Annotated in this window: 11 protein-coding genes and 1 riboswitch; of the genes, 7 read left to right on the forward strand and 4 right to left on the reverse strand. The window is 52.2% G+C overall.

Annotation, left to right across the window (positions count from 1 at the left end; translation table 11 throughout):
• Positions 1-40: 40 nt before the first annotated feature.
• The 5 genes from MKX70_RS09940 (at position 41) to MKX70_RS09960 (ending at position 7,916) form a co-directional block, all read left to right on the forward strand.
• Positions 41-1,027, forward strand: coding sequence for an ABC transporter permease (locus tag MKX70_RS09940; RefSeq protein ID WP_081956700.1), 987 nt, complete (start codon positions 41-43; stop codon positions 1,025-1,027).
• 14 nt (positions 1,028-1,041) lie between these two features.
• The gene (locus tag MKX70_RS09945) at positions 1,042-1,941 is read left to right on the forward strand and encodes a carbohydrate ABC transporter permease (protein WP_042239743.1); all 900 of its coding nucleotides are present in this window, start codon (positions 1,042-1,044) and stop codon (positions 1,939-1,941) included.
• 185 nt (positions 1,942-2,126) lie between these two features.
• Positions 2,127-3,872, forward strand: coding sequence for an ABC transporter substrate-binding protein (locus tag MKX70_RS09950; RefSeq protein ID WP_042239741.1), 1,746 nt, complete (start codon positions 2,127-2,129; stop codon positions 3,870-3,872).
• A gap of 97 nt (positions 3,873-3,969) precedes the next feature.
• Entirely contained in the window at positions 3,970-6,348 is a 2,379-nt protein-coding gene (locus MKX70_RS09955; protein ID WP_340782290.1) for a glycoside hydrolase family 95 protein, read from the forward strand.
• A 428-nt stretch (positions 6,349-6,776) separates the two neighbouring features.
• On the forward strand, positions 6,777-7,916 hold the full coding sequence (locus MKX70_RS09960) for a transglutaminase domain-containing protein (protein WP_340782293.1): 1,140 nt from the start codon (positions 6,777-6,779) through the stop codon (positions 7,914-7,916).
• A 27-nt stretch (positions 7,917-7,943) separates the two neighbouring features.
• Here the strand turns inward: MKX70_RS09960 and MKX70_RS09965 are convergent, their stop codons facing one another.
• Positions 7,944-8,261, reverse strand: a complete 318-nt coding sequence (locus MKX70_RS09965; protein ID WP_042239737.1) for a DUF3889 domain-containing protein — start codon at positions 8,259-8,261, stop codon at positions 7,944-7,946.
• Between the two features lie 154 nt (positions 8,262-8,415).
• Positions 8,416-8,784 (reverse strand): helix-turn-helix domain-containing protein, encoded by a 369-nt coding sequence (locus tag MKX70_RS09970; RefSeq protein WP_042239735.1) that lies wholly within the window; start codon positions 8,782-8,784, stop codon positions 8,416-8,418.
• 99 nt (positions 8,785-8,883) lie between these two features.
• Between MKX70_RS09970 and MKX70_RS09975 the strand changes: the two genes are divergently transcribed.
• A complete protein-coding gene (locus MKX70_RS09975) occupies positions 8,884-9,534 on the forward strand; it encodes a nitroreductase family protein (RefSeq protein WP_340839980.1) in 651 nt (216 codons plus the stop codon).
• Positions 9,535-10,017: 483 nt separating this feature from the next.
• On the opposite strand, the gene MKX70_RS09980 is transcribed toward MKX70_RS09975, so the two are convergent.
• Complete coding sequence (locus tag MKX70_RS09980) at positions 10,018-11,505, reverse strand: amino acid permease (RefSeq protein WP_340782302.1); 1,488 nt, start codon at positions 11,503-11,505, stop codon at positions 10,018-10,020.
• A 154-nt stretch (positions 11,506-11,659) separates the two neighbouring features.
• A riboswitch (Lysine riboswitch) is annotated at positions 11,660-11,876 on the reverse strand.
• A gap of 97 nt (positions 11,877-11,973) precedes the next feature.
• Positions 11,974-13,107 (reverse strand): conserved virulence factor C family protein, encoded by a 1,134-nt coding sequence (locus MKX70_RS09985; protein WP_042239726.1) that lies wholly within the window; start codon positions 13,105-13,107, stop codon positions 11,974-11,976.
• Positions 13,108-13,559: 452 nt separating this feature from the next.
• Between MKX70_RS09985 and MKX70_RS09990 the strand changes: the two genes are divergently transcribed.
• Entirely contained in the window at positions 13,560-14,558 is a 999-nt protein-coding gene (locus MKX70_RS09990) for an MBL fold metallo-hydrolase (RefSeq protein WP_340839981.1), read from the forward strand.
• The last annotated feature ends 79 nt before the right edge of the window (positions 14,559-14,637 follow it).

Below are 14,637 nucleotides of genomic sequence, written 5' to 3' on the forward strand. Positions count from 1 at the left end.
TGCTGCGGTAAGATAAGACTATAAGAACGAAGGGGGAATAATGATCGTGAAAGCGCTCACTGAAAACGGTGTTACAGCAAATGAAAGCGTAACCCCCCGCCCACCTGCGAAACGGAATAGTGGATTTTGGAAAAGCGTACTGCAGCAAAAGTACTTATATCTGATGTCTCTTCCATTCGTGATCTGGGTATTTATTTTCAGCTATGTGCCCATATGGGGATGGTTGATGGCATTCCAAAATTATAAGCCGGCTAAGTCATTCGGCGAACAGAAGTGGGTCGGACTGGATAACTTCAAGGAGTTGTTCCATGACGAACGTTTCTATCTCGTATTAAGAAATACCCTGTCAATGAGCGTACTCGGACTGATCTTTGGCTTCGTGGTTCCAATTACGTTTGCCGTTATGCTCAATGAGCTGCGGGGGAGTATTTTCAAGAGAACGGTTCAAACGGTATCTTATCTGCCTCACTTTGTCTCCTGGGTCGTTGTAGGCGGGATTGTCTACAAGACACTCGCAATCGACGGCGGAATCGTGAACGATTTGCTGATGTGGCTTCATATCACTGATGAGCCGATCCAGTTTATGGCCCAAGGTAAATATTTCTGGGGGATTTTAACTGCATCCGATATATGGAAAGAAACAGGCTGGGGTGCAATCATCTATTTGGCAGCGATTACAGGGATTGATAAAGAGCTGTACGAAGCGGCAAAAGTGGATGGTGCGGGAAGAATTAAGCAAGTGTTCAATATTACTTTGCCGGGTATCCGTTCAACCGTGATGGTGCTGCTCATTATGAATATCGGCCACCTGATCGGTATCGGCTTCGAGAAACAGTTCCAGCTGCAGAACAACCTGGTCACCGATTATTCGGAAGTGCTGGATTTGTATGCGCTTAAGTATGGTATTCAGATCATGCGGTTCTCTTATGGTACTGCAATAAGCATGTTCACCTCAGTAGTCAGTGTAATCCTGCTGTTCACGGCTAACGGTCTGATGAAGAAATTCACTAAAGAAAGCATTATGTAAGGAGGGGACCATAAATGGGTGGCAAAGCATTTCAAATGACGAAAGGTGAGCGTGCATTCGACATCTTCCTGTACACAGCTCTTACCTTAATCATGATTGTAACGTTGTATCCCTTCCTGAACGTACTGGCGATTTCTTTCAATGAATCTACAGATACCGTTCGGGGCGGCATCTATATCTTCCCGAGAGCCTGGACGCTTGAGAATTACCAGCGGATCTTCAGCTATACCGGCCTGATTCAGGGCTTCAAGATATCCATTCTGCGTACCCTTTCAGGTACACTTCTGGGTCTGATCAGTGCTTCCATGCTGGCCTTTACGCTCAGCCGCCCGGAATTCAGAGCGAGAAAATTCATCTCGACTTTCCTGGCCATGACGATGTATTTCTCCGGCGGTATGGTGCCTATGTACATTCTGATGAAAGATTTGAATCTGATCGGAACGTTCTGGATTTACATCCTTCCGGGTATGGTTTCTGCATTTAACGTCTTCATTATCCGTTCCTTTATGGATGGGCTGCCCTTTGCTCTTCAGGAATCTGCCAAGCTGGACGGGGCGAATGACTTTATGATTTTCTATAAGATCATCCTGCCGCTTTGTAAACCGGTACTGGCAACCATCGCGCTGTTCCTGGCCGTTGGCCAATGGAATGAATGGTTCACAACGTATCTGTATAACGGTAACAAGCCGCATTTGACTACACTGCAGTATGAACTTATGAAGGTATTGTCGTCTACCAATCAGGGCAGCGGCATGGTGAATGCCAACGATATGGCGCGGCAGATGGCGCAGATTTCACCTGAATCGATCAAGATGGCGATTACGATTGTCGTAACTGTACCTATTCTGGTTGTATATCCGTTCCTGCAAAAGTACTTCGTTGGCGGTATGACGCTGGGTGCAGTTAAAGCGTAAGCCTGCTAATAGATTGAAATGGAACAGCTGCCTGGTTCAGTGCAGGATCAGGCGGCTATCCAACTCCAGGGTTATTGTTAAATAGTGGAATTTATATTTATAGTAGTTTTGCAAGCGTTAACAATGGTATATTCAGGTCTGTCCTGATATGCATAGATGAAACATACTAATAAGGGGGATATACAATGAATCGCAAGAGTACCAAAACAATCTTTACACTCATGCTTATGAGCTCTATGCTGATCGCCGGTTGTGGAGGCAATAACAATAATGCGGCCAACAACACGACTTCTAACAACACAGGAAATACACCTGCAGCAACTAATACAGCAGCAGATGATACCGCATTAGATACCTCTCCGTTTACGATCTCATTCTTCGGCGGTGACGCCAGTCCGAACTGGAACAAAATGCAGGATGAAGTCGGTAAAGCCATTACTGAAAAAACAGGTGTAACTATTGACGCTGAATTTGATGTAGGCAGCGGCGGCGGCGACCAAAAAATCCCGATGATGGCTGCCAGCGGCGACGTACCTGATCTGATCTTCGCCAAAGGAAATCTGAGCACCCTGGTGGATGCCGGCCTGGTTATTGATATGACGGAACTGATTGATAAATATGCTCCGAACCTCAAGAAGGTCTACGGCGAAAACATGGGCCGTCTGAAATATAGCCTGGATGACCAAGCGATCTATCAGATTCCTACGAATATGGGTGTAGGCCAACAAGCCTTCGATGCTACAGGCGGATTTGAAATTCAACACCGCGTATTGAAGGAGCTAGGCTATCCTGAAGTCAAAACACTGGCAGATTATGAGAAAGTGCTTAAGGATTATGTGGCTCTGCATCCGGAAACCGACGGTCAGCCTACCATTCCGCTGACGCTGAACGCTGATGACTGGAAAATCATGATCACAGTTACAAACCCGGCTTTCACTACAACAGGTGCACCGGATGATGGCGAGTATTATGTAGATCCTGAAACCTATGAAGCACAGCTGCACTACAAACGTCCGGCTGAAAAAGAATATTTCCGCTGGTTGAACGGAATGTACGCTCAGGGTCTGCTTGATAAGGATACCTTCGTACAAAAAGACGATCAATACAAAGCTAAAGTCGCCAGCGGCCGTGTACTCGGCCTGATCTCGCAGGAATGGGAATATTCCGATGGTGAGAATGCTCTGAAAGCAGCCGGTAAAGACGAATATACTTACGGTCACTTCCCTGTAACCCTGTCCGATGAGTATAAAGATCATTCCTTCATGCAGACAGGTATCGACGGCTACGGCCTTGCGATCACTACTGCAGCCAAAGACCCTGTCCGGATCATCAAATGGCTGGACTGGATGTCTTCCGATGAGGGTCAGATTCTTAGAGCCTGGGGTATTGAAGGCACGCACTACACTGTAAATGCAGATGGTAAACGCGAAGTTCTTCCTGAAATCAGCGACGGATTAGCTAACGATACCGCAAACACCCAGAAAAAAACCGGGATTGGCCAGTACCTTATCTTTGGTGCACGTTACGGTGATGGTGTGAAGGATTCCACTGACAACTACTACACTACAAGCTTCCCGGAACAGATCGTAGCTTCTTACTCCGATGCTGAGAAGGAATCACTTGCAGGATACAAGGCTACTACATGGAAAGATCTGTTCCCTAAAGAAGATGAATTCCCGATCAAAGAAACAGGCGCCCTGTACAACCTGCCGGTTCCAACTGACGGCAAATATCAGGTAATCTTCAAGAAGACACAGGATATCATCCGCAAACGTATTCCTGAAGCCATCCTGTCGAAACCGGCAGACTTCGATAAAGTGTATGACGCCTTCCTGGCAGAGCTGGACAAAGCAGGCGCTCAGGATATGGAAAAAGAATTCACAGAGCTCGTGAAAAAGAGAGTAACCCTGTGGACTGGTAAAACATTCTAATCAATAATTGGATGTAGGTCATTCCATACAGCGAAGGCCCGACTTAGGTCAGGGCCTTTTGCCGTACTCAGATACTATGACGGAGGGCGAGAATAGAATGGATAACAACAGGCATCACCCGTGGAAATTAAAGTACGGCCAGCCGGCGGCAGTCTGGGAAGAAGCGCTGCCGCTCGGGAACGGGAACTTGGGCGCCATGGTGTTTGGCGGAACCTCCAAAGAACAGATCCAGTGGAATGAAGATACCCTGTGGTCGGGATTTCCGCGGGATACGAACAACTATGAAGCCCTGCGGTATCTGAAGAAGGTACGGGAGCTGGTATCCTCCGGCAAATATGGTGAAGCTGAGGATATGGTCAACGCGCATATGCTTGGAGTGAATGCCCAGGCGTATATGCCGCTGGGTGATCTGCTGCTGGAGCAGGCTGGCGTAGAGAACTGCACGTCATATGAACGTGAACTGGATCTGGACAGCGGGATTGCCAAGGTGAGGTATCAGAATGAGCAGGGGGCATTTACCCGGGAAGTCTTTATCAGTGCTCCGGACAAGGTAGGTGTCGTTCACCTCACAAGTGAGCAGCCGGGCGGACTTCATCTTGAGCTTGCTCTCAGCAGCCAGCTGAAGCATACGGTCAGCCCGGGAGGCGCGCAAGAGCTGGTGCTCCAAGGCCGCTCCCCGTCGCATATTTCCGACAATTATCATCAGGATCATCCGGTGGCGGTTCGCTATGAGGATGGTCTCGGAATTGCCTTCGAGCTGCACTTGCAGGTGCAGGTAACCGGGGGAAGCATCCGGCATTCGGATGGCAGGCTTGTCATATCCGGCGCTGATCGTGTACTGCTGCTGCTTGCGGCCGGCACAGATTATGAAGAGGTGCGTTCCAGAGCAAGCCATAAGAAAGCCGGAGCGGCGAAGGGGGCCGCAGTTATTGTAAGCCCTGCGGAGGTGTGTGCAAGCAGGCTGACCGCTGCTGCGGACAAGTCCTATGAGGAGCTGCGGAGACGGCATACAGCAGATCATCAGGCGGTATTCCGCCGCATGGATCTGGATCTGGGCGGTCATGAAGCGGACAACCTGCCGACCGATGAACGTCTGGCCGCCTATAAGAACGGCCAGGAGGACCCGGCACTGGAAGCGCTGCTGTTCCAATATGGCCGCTATCTGCTGATGGGCAGCTCGCGGGCCGGAACGCAGGCCGCCAATCTGCAGGGCATCTGGAATAATCATGTACAGCCGCCATGGAACAGCAATTATACGACCAATATTAATACGCAGATGAATTACTGGCTGGCAGAGGTCTGTAATCTCAGTGAATTTCATGAGCCGTTAATTGAGCTGATCAAGGAGCTCAGTGAGACAGGGGCCAGAACGGCTGCCATTCATTACGGGGCACGCGGGTGGGTAGCGCATCACAATGTCGATTTGTGGAAAGCATCTAACCCTTCCGGCGGAGATGCTAGCTGGGCCTTCTGGCCAATGGGCGGCGTCTGGTTATCCCGCCACCTGTGGGAGCATTACGAATTTACGCCGGATGCTGTTTATCTGGAGACGACGGCATATCCGTTGATGAAGGGAGCGGCGCTATTCTGCCTGGACTGGCTGGTGGAAGGGCCGGACGGCCAACTGGTGACTAGCCCGTCTACTTCACCGGAGAACCGTTTTGTAACAGAAGACGGCAGAGCCAGCAGCATATCCATGGGCTCGGCTATGGATATGAGCCTGATCAATGAATTAATGCAGCACTGCCTGCAGGCTGCACGGATTCTCGGCGTGGACCCGGAGTTCCAGGCTGAATTGGAGAAGACGCTCTCCCGTCTGTCACCGCTGAAGATTGCTGAGGACGGGCGGTTGCAGGAGTGGATCTATGACTTCACTGAATCCGAGCCGGGACACCGTCATGTGTCGCACTTATACAGTCTCTATCCGGGCAACCGGATCAACAAACGGGATACACCGGAGCTGCTGGAGGCGAGCCGTATATCGCTTCAGAAGCGGATCGCTTCCGGCGGCGGTCACACCGGCTGGAGCTGCGCCTGGCTGATTAATCTGTATGCCCGGCTGGAGGACGGCGAGTCGGCTTATGGCTTTGTCCGTACGCTGTTAACCCGTTCGGTCTATCCGAATCTGTTCGACGCGCATCCGCCGTTTCAGATTGACGGTAATTTCGGCGCTGCCGCGGGGATTGCGGAAATGCTGCTGCAGAGTCATCTGGGTGACCTTGCGCTGCTTCCGGCGCTGCCCGGAGCCTGGAAGAACGGCCGGATTAGCGGACTGAAGGCACGCGGCGGCTATGTGGTTGACATGGACTGGCAGGATGGAATGCTGATATCCGCCCGGATCACAGCGAAGTACGATGGGAGGCTGCGTCTCAGCTATGCGCAATCGCTGAAGCTGCTGCTTCCTGACGGCAGCGCGCAGATAGTAGATACCGCCATTGAGGTTAAGGCAGGCGTGACATATCTTGTGACGATCTAGGCTGTAAGCAGTGAACGTGACGCGAACGCTTAAGTGTAGGCTTTTGCCGCCGGATACAATTCATAGATAAGTGCAGACGAAGCCGCTGCTTCCCGGAGATGGACCGGGAGGCAGCGGCTTTTTAATGATCCATTTTCACGCCCGCATACCTCCTGAGCATTCTGCCTGCCCCGGCACACTCCGCCGCCAGCCCCCCACCCACTCACCCGCCCACTCACCCGCCCACCAGTGCTTGTCATGATAATATTTATGGGGCGGGTACTTATGCGCCGGGTGTGCCGGGCCGATAATAAGGAATATAGCAGGTATCTCAGGTTCAGGTTCAAAGGTTTCGGGGGTTGGAGTTGTATACAGGGGATTTCCGGCATTTACTATAGAGTAAACGGCTAATCATCCATTATATAGATTGCAGGAGGCACTTGAAGGCTATGGGGAAGAGACGTATATCGCTGATGAAGACCGTGATTTGCGGCATGCTGGTTTTTGCTGCTATCCCTCCCGCAACATACTGGGGGTATGAGCATGCCTATGCTGCTGCTGATTCTGTGGTGCTGCATTCTGTCAATGAGATGACACAGAAGCTGACCGGGGCGATGAGCAACCGCAGGGAGACAATTACCTTCACTTATCAGGGCAAGACCAATAAGCTGAAGAGCCAGGTGCAGACGGCCATCGATCAGGCGATGGGGAGCGATCCGTACCTCTATTATATTATTGACAGCTATGCGTTTTCTTACCGGGGGAGCACACGCTCTGCCAATGTGACGGTTCAGGTGGAGTACCGGGAGACGCTGCAGCAGACAGCATATGTTAACAAGCAGGTGAAGGCTGTTCTGCAGGAATTAATTACACCGGGGATGAGCAGCCATCAGAAAGTCAAAGTCATCCACGACTGGGTGGTGCTGCATTTGCAATATGATAATTCATACCGTAAATATACGGCGTATGAAGGACTTCAGACGGGCAGTGCGGTATGTCAGGGGTATTCCCTGCTGACCTATAAGCTGCTGCTGGGAGCGGGTATCCCGAATAGAATTGTGGAGGGTACGGCGAGGCCCGAGGGGGGCGTTGCCCAGTCGCATGCCTGGAATCTCGTGCAGCTGGATGGACTCTGGTATCATCTCGATACGACCTGGGATGATCCGGAGCCTAGTCCGGAGGGCGGGATCAGTACGGTGTATTACATGAGAACGGATGCCCAGATGCGCCGTGACCACAGCTGGACCAAGACGTATCCGGCTGCTTCAACCGGTTATGCCCAGACACTGTCACAGCTGGTCAGCCGGGGCGGACAGGGGACAGACGGATACAAGAAGCTGCAGGAGGTTCTGGATTACAGGCTGTATGAGGAGGATCAAGTGATCGCTTCGGCGGCAGACTTGAAAAAGCTTGCGCAGCAGGCGGCGGATTCAGGCCAGTTCTCACTGCTATTCCGATACCGGGGCAGTGAGAAGCTGCTGAGGCAGGACCTGCAGGTCCTCTATGAAATAGGGCTGGATAATCTGGCATTCAACAGTTCACCTTTTGAGAATACAGGGGACCTTAAGGTGTATGTGACTTGGAAATAAGAGTACTGAAAGGGATACAGTATAGCTTTATCTCCATTGATCCGTCTCCGAGAAAAGAATGGTTTGAAGCTGATCGTCTGACGGGTCAAAGCGGACCATAACGAATATGCCGAATTCCCGGCCGTCTTTGCTCCGGATCCACAGCTTGAATTTCTCCTCCGCAAGCGTTGGCTTTATTTGAGTACGGCCTACATGCTTATAATCAATAACCTCGGCATTGTATTTCTGCTGCGCTGCTTTCACAGCTACGATACCCCATTTAGCATACTCAGGAGCGGCTGAACTCACCGGGCTGTTAAGGGTGAAGAGAAGCGCCAGCAGAGCGGTGATCCAAATTTTTTTCATGGCTGTCTCCTTAGATTATAGATTGTGAATATGTGTTAGCTTGCCCCCAAAATAAAAATTACATCAGGACAGCAAACAAACAGGGATGTCTGCCGCGCCGATAGGCTGCGGGACATCCCTGCTTGTTGTAATTCCGGATAAACGCCGGAAGCGCTCAAGAGTACTTTCCGAACCCGTCCTCGCACGTTATATCCTGTTCAAGAAGGTCATAAAGAGATTGCTTGGAATCCTCAAGGTTTTTTTTGGCAGCTTCAATATCTGCTATTTTAGCTTTGATAATACGTGTTTGTTCTTCTTTGGAGATTCCATTTTTAGAGATCATGGATCTGATATCATTAATTGAAAAACCGACAGCTAAACAATTTTTCACAACACCCAAGTGACGAATGATCTCTACATCATAATTCCGGTAATTGTTCTCTTCCCTGAGGATATATTCATCCGTGATAATGCCCATTTTCTCATAGTACCGGATGGTTGATATAGGCAGGTCAACAATTTTTGCGACTTCACTAATCTTCATGTTAAATCCCCCCGTTTTTCCCTCTTGCTATAAAGTATACTTCATAGTTTAGAATTCTTGTAGTGAAGATAAACCTATAAATAAAGGAGAGAAATCAACATGAGTACAATGACCGGGAAATACCATACAACCAACGATTTCAATGAAATCGTTCTGGAGCGCCGTTCCGTGAAGGCCTATGATCCTGAAGTGAAAATCAGCCGGGAGGAAATGACCGAGATTCTGGCGGAAGTCTCCCGTGCACCGTCTGCCATTAACATGCAGCCATGGCGTTTCCTTGTTATTGACAGCGCGGAAGGCAAAGAAAAACTTGCACCGCTGGCCTCCTTCAACCAAACGCAAGCTCTGACTTCCTCGGCAGTTATTGCGGTATTTTACGATGCAAAGAATGTTGAATATATAGACGAGATTTTCGGAAAATCGGTGGAGCTTGGTTACATGCCGAGCGACGTCAAGGATATACAGCTGCAACAAGTGAAGCCTTATTATGCGGGAATATCTGCATCCGAGCTGCGTGATGTGAATCTGATTGACTCGGGGCTTATTTCGATGCAGCTGATGCTTGTTGCCCGGGCCCATGGATATGACACCAACCCGATGGCCGGTTATGAGAAGGACAAGATTGCTGAAGCTTTTGGCCTGGACAAAGACCGGTTCCAGCCGGTCATGCTGATCTCGATAGGGAAAGCAGCCAAAGAAGGTTACCCTTCCTACCGCCTGCCGGTTGAGACAATCACAACCTGGGCATAACCAACAGCTCCAAGGGGACGTTCTTCAGTACAAAAGCATACTTAACTTAATCTCCTGACGCAAAAAAAGACCGGTTCAGACCACGATGATGTGGTCGAAACCGGTCTTTGCACTGAATCCGCCAGAAGTAGTCTGGGGAAAATTAAAAGGGATAAATCCCACTAATTCAGCTGAAAGTCGGCGGTATGGAGAAACCAAAGGGATAAATCCCACTAATTCCGCCACACGTTGGCCAAAGGAGGGAATGAGGAGCATTAGTGCCCTTGATTTCCCCGGATGCGAGACAGGTCGCATAAGCCGCACAAGCCCTCAGCTTGCTTCACCCGTAAGGGTGATTTTGTTCAAAATATAAGAAATTATATGGCTCACATGTTAACTTAACCTTCTATTTCTCGCTGAAATACGCCGTCCTTTAAAGGACGGCGTAGCCGTTTCCAATTGTTGTATATAGGCTTGGCGCTTGAATATATGACCTGCAAAGAGTTACTCTGCGTGAGTGCTCAGATCACATTTGTCCAGCGGGACAATGCTGCTCTTGCGGAACCAGCCGTAGCCCAGCCAGATCAGGAGGAACAGAGGTACGCTGACATAAGAGACCAGAATGCCGTACCAGTCGATCTTGGATCCGGTGAAGGCGCCCATGTTCTGGCCGAATACGGCCACCATGCAGAGGGCGAAGGCAAACAGCGGACCAAACGGGAACCATTTCGCCCGGTAAGGCAGTTCATCCAGCGAATGCCCTTGCTTGACGAAGGCGCGGCGGAAGCGGTAATGACAGACGGCAATCCCGAGCCAGTTGATGAAGCCGCACATCCCGGAGGCGTTCAGCAGCCAGTTGTAAACCGCGCCGTCTCCGAAGAAGGAGGCGAGGAAGGCCAGCATGCCGACAGCTGTGGTCACGAGCAGTGCGCCTACAGGCACGCCTCTGCGGTTCAGCTTGCCAAGGGCACGAGGAGCCATGCCGTCCTTCGCCATGGCGTACAGGACACGTGTAGAGGCGTACATCCCGGAATTACCGGCAGACAGCACGGAGCTGAGGATGACGGCGTTCATTACGGAAGCCGCAATTGCCAGTCCGGCTTTGTTAAAGACGATCGTGAACGGGCTGACACCGATATCATCGATCCCGCCGCGGAGCAGATCGGGATTGGTATAAGGAATGAGCAGACCGATTACGAGAATGGCGAAAATATAGAAGATAAGGATGCGCCAGAATACCTGGCGGATGGCCACCGGTACATTCTTGCGGGGATTCTCACTCTCTCCCGCAGCGACCCCGACCAGCTCTGTCCCCTGGAAGGAGAATCCGGCGGCCATGAAGACGCCGACGAAGGCGAAGAAGCCGCCATGGAACGAACTGCCTCCCAGCTGGAAGTTGCTGAATCCCACCGCTTTACCGCCCATAATACCGAAGATCATAAGGACACCGACAACGAGGAAGACAATGACGGTGATGATCTTAATGATGGCAAACCAATATTCCGACTCGCCATAACCGCGCGAGGAGAGGAAGTTCAGGCCGAACATGATCAGCAGGAACAACAGGCTCCAGAGCATGGAAGGGCTGTCCGGGAACCAGTATTTAATAATGACGGTAGCAGCCGATAGTTCCGCTGCTATCGTTACCGCCCAGTTGTACCAGAAGTTCCAGCCGATGGCGAAGCCGAAGGCGGGGCTGACAAACCGGGTTCCGTACGTGCTGAAAGAACCGGAATCCGGCAAATAGGTAGCCAGCTCACCGAGGCTGGTCATCAGGAAATAGACCATAATGCCGACTGCGGTATAGGCAAGCAGTGCTCCGCCCGGACCGGAGGAGGCGATCGCACCGCCGCTGGCCAAGAACAGCCCGGTTCCGATGGAACCGCCCAGGGCGATCATGGTCAGATGTCTTGCTTTGAATGTTTTGCGCAGGCCCGGAGTACTGGCGTTACCCGCCTGTGCAGCCGGCTGCTTCTCTTGCTTCGCTTGCATGAATAGGACACTCCCTTTAAGTTGTTGGTTCGGTTCACAGCGGGGAGTTGCTGCAGCCTGCTTGGCCCTGTGTCTTCAGCTTAGCGTTATGCACACAAAAAAACCGCAGACGGACGCTGCGGTTTCCTGATTATAGGCTCCGCATCATACTCCCTGTTAAGATAGCGCAACACGGTGCAATTCCTGCAGTTTCCTGGCAGGCATGTACACGGTGACAGTTCCGCGCCTTTCGGCTGACGGCCCCAATCCGTGCTGCTAAACTAAGAGCAGCAGCCCGGATTTCGGCGGATATTCCTTTCGGCGCGTATCGTAGATGGCTCTTAGGCATCTCCACGCGCGTACTCTTTATATCCGCGACCTCTACCTCATCCTAGGTATGATGAGGCTATCTTGTAACGATATGAACAACAGGAATCAGTATAATGCAACTTTGCCTCGCAGGCAATGACAAAATACGGCAGGTTGACGTCAGGTCCGCCGGCGCTCCGACATCTGCTGCCAGACGGTGCCCGCGGCCTCTTCGCCGGACAGAATCCGCTCCAGCGCCATCTTAGCCTGCAGCCCTACCTCGAATTCAGGATCATCGGCTGCAACCGTCAGCGCCTCCTGGGCTTCGGCTGTCCCTACCTCATACAGGAAGCGTGCCGCCCGCCAGCGCACCAGCTTGCTGGCGTCACTCAGCGACGCCGTCATCACCGGCGTCGCTGCCGGGTCGCCGATGTCGGACAGCGTGTCGCCGGCGGTGCGCCGGACGGCGGGGGCGCTGTCCTGCATCGCCTCATAGAGCAGCTCCATCGCCCCTGGCGTGCGGATGTCGCCAAGGTACACGACCGCCAATCTGCGGATATGCAGCTTGGGGTCATGCAGCGCCGTGCGCAGCTCCGGCAGGAGCTGCTCGCTCGGCGCCAGATCCTCCAGCGCGGCGTAGCGTACGCGCCAGTCCTCATCATGCAGGTCTCGCAGCAGCTCGGCCTGCTCCTTCTTGTGCCGCTGCTCGACGAACTCGCCGGCAGCCCCGTGCGCGATCGCCTGCTGCACGAGGGAGTCGAGGCGTTCCTGCGGATACGCCGCCTCCAGCTCCTGCTCGACCTCGCGCGCAATGTCCGGCGGCTCGCCGTAGCGTACGCCGTAATCGGTGAGCTTGCGCTCCTTGATCAGCACGGCGCTGGCCACATCGGTCACCGCCTGCGTGAATCGGCTCGACAACGCGATGCGCTCCTCCTTCGCGCCGGTCTTGACGCGGATCTGAATCGGGATCGCGCGGAACATCTGCACGAACACCTGGGCTTCCCCGAAATGGGCGCCGGCGTTCTCATCCTCCAGGCTGAAATCGGCGGCGAGGCCATCCGCGCCGAAGCGGTTCTGGACCTCGCGGAGAATAGCGGCCCAATCAGCACTGCCCTTGCGTTCCAGGGCGGCGAAATCGGCAGCGTGATAGATACTGGTGACGCCCGGGATTTCCAGCATATCCTGCGCCCAGGAAGGGGCAGAGCGCCGGCTTTCCGGCGTGTAGGTCCGGCGGATGCCGGGTGTAAGGGTTTCGTCCAGGTGAAGCTTCATCGTATTTGGACTCGGAGTCGGTTCAATAAAGGTAATCTTCATACGTCAGCTCCTCTTTGATAAGTGGCATAAGCACCGTGCGCTTTACCCGCATTTTACATCATTTCAGCGGTGGAACACAAAAGGGCATAGGTCTAAACCCGCTAAAATTTAAAATATTAGAATAGATAAGATATACATAAGTTAATAACTTCCAGCCCAGTCATTACTGCGGTGTACATTTGGACTTGTGGCCGCTGTTGCCTCCAGATTTGCTGATTCATAACCGCTGTCAGCGGCAGATTTGTTACTCCTCTATTTCACACTGACGTTTCCGTTTGGGCCAAATGGGTAACATTTGTAAGGGGTGGCATTACACATCGGTACACTCATGTACGCACACCTGCACACCTCTGTGATTTTGCAAATAGCTCTGTGGAACCCTATAGTTAAGAGTATCTGATTTGCCGCACCAGAGAGATCCGGCAGAGCGGTTATAAGGAGTGGTTTCAACCATGGCTAAAATACGCTACAACAACATCGATAATGTAAGTACCGATAAAACGCTTAAGGAATTCCGTCAATGGCGCGAGGAACGCCGCAGGAAGAAGAAGGATTACACCTATAAGGTGCCGAATCATCCGCCGCAGCTGAGTTATCTGACCGGGAACCGGCTGGAAACAACGATTACGTGGATCGGGCACTCCACTTTTTTTCTGCAATATGAAGGGCTTAATATCATTACGGACCCGATCTGGGCGCGCAGACTGGGGTTTGAGAAGCGGATCGGGCAGCCGGGCATACCCCTTGGCGATATGCCGCCGATAGACCTTATTCTGATTTCCCATTCGCATTATGATCATCTGCACATCGCTTCCATCCGCAAATTGTACCGGGCAGGGACGACGACCCTTGTGGTCCCGGAAGGACTCAAGCGCAAAATGCTCCGCAAAGGATTCACGGACTGCCTGGAGATGCAGTGGTGGCAGGAGCTTACGCTCGGTGCCGTCAAGCTGACCTTTGTCCCGACCCAGCACTGGACCCGGCGGACACCGTTTGATACGAATTCTTCGCATTGGGGCGGTTATGTGCTGCAGCCGGCGGACCCGCGGAAGCATCCGGAGGGTGATGAGGGCAAGGGGCAGCGCAAGCTTCCGCCGAATCTGTATTTTGCCGGAGACAGCGGCTTCTTCCCGGGCTTCAAGGAGATTGGCAGCCGCTTTAAGCTGCATGTCGCACTGATGCCCATCGGGGCCTATGAGCCGGAGTGGTTCATGAACTCCCAGCATGTGAATCCCGAGGAGGCTGTGCAGGCATTTCTGGATGTAGGGGCAGAGCTCATGATTCCGATGCATTTCGGGACGTTCCGGCTGGCTGATGACACCGCGCGCGAAGCGCTGGACCGAATGGAGCTGGCGCGTGTTGCACAAGGGATCAGCGAGGAACGTATCCGTACATTAGGTTATGGGGAAACACTGGTAGTGCATCCCGAAGAGCGCCCGCCCGGACAATAACTGCCGGCGGCTGACCGGTAGGAGGCCCGCATAACCCTTCTACTTAAAAATATAAGAAATTATATGTTTCACACAATAA

The organism is Paenibacillus sp. FSL R7-0312 (assembly GCF_038004445.1).
Taxonomy (GTDB): Bacteria; Bacillota; Bacilli; order Paenibacillales; family Paenibacillaceae; genus Paenibacillus_AQ.

Bases quoted from the DNA above. Each gene is read 5' to 3' on its own strand.
- MKX70_RS09975 (WP_340839980.1), top strand. From the start codon at position 8,884: ATGAGTACAATGACCGGGAAATACCATACAACCAACGATTTCAATGAA.
- MKX70_RS09965 (WP_042239737.1), bottom strand. From the start codon at position 8,261: ATGAAAAAAATTTGGATCACCGCTCTGCTGGCGCTTCTCTTCACCCTT.
- MKX70_RS09985 (WP_042239726.1), bottom strand. From the start codon at position 13,107: ATGAAGATTACCTTTATTGAACCGACTCCGAGTCCAAATACGATGAAG.
- MKX70_RS09990 (WP_340839981.1), top strand. From the start codon at position 13,560: ATGGCTAAAATACGCTACAACAACATCGATAATGTAAGTACCGATAAA.
- MKX70_RS09980 (WP_340782302.1), bottom strand. From the start codon at position 11,505: ATGCAAGCGAAGCAAGAGAAGCAGCCGGCTGCACAGGCGGGTAACGCC.
- MKX70_RS09950 (WP_042239741.1), top strand. From the start codon at position 2,127: ATGAATCGCAAGAGTACCAAAACAATCTTTACACTCATGCTTATGAGC.
- MKX70_RS09960 (WP_340782293.1), top strand. From the start codon at position 6,777: ATGGGGAAGAGACGTATATCGCTGATGAAGACCGTGATTTGCGGCATG.
- MKX70_RS09970 (WP_042239735.1), bottom strand. From the start codon at position 8,784: ATGAAGATTAGTGAAGTCGCAAAAATTGTTGACCTGCCTATATCAACC.
- MKX70_RS09955 (WP_340782290.1), top strand. From the start codon at position 3,970: ATGGATAACAACAGGCATCACCCGTGGAAATTAAAGTACGGCCAGCCG.
- MKX70_RS09945 (WP_042239743.1), top strand. From the start codon at position 1,042: ATGGGTGGCAAAGCATTTCAAATGACGAAAGGTGAGCGTGCATTCGAC.
- MKX70_RS09940 (WP_081956700.1), top strand. From the start codon at position 41: ATGATCGTGAAAGCGCTCACTGAAAACGGTGTTACAGCAAATGAAAGC.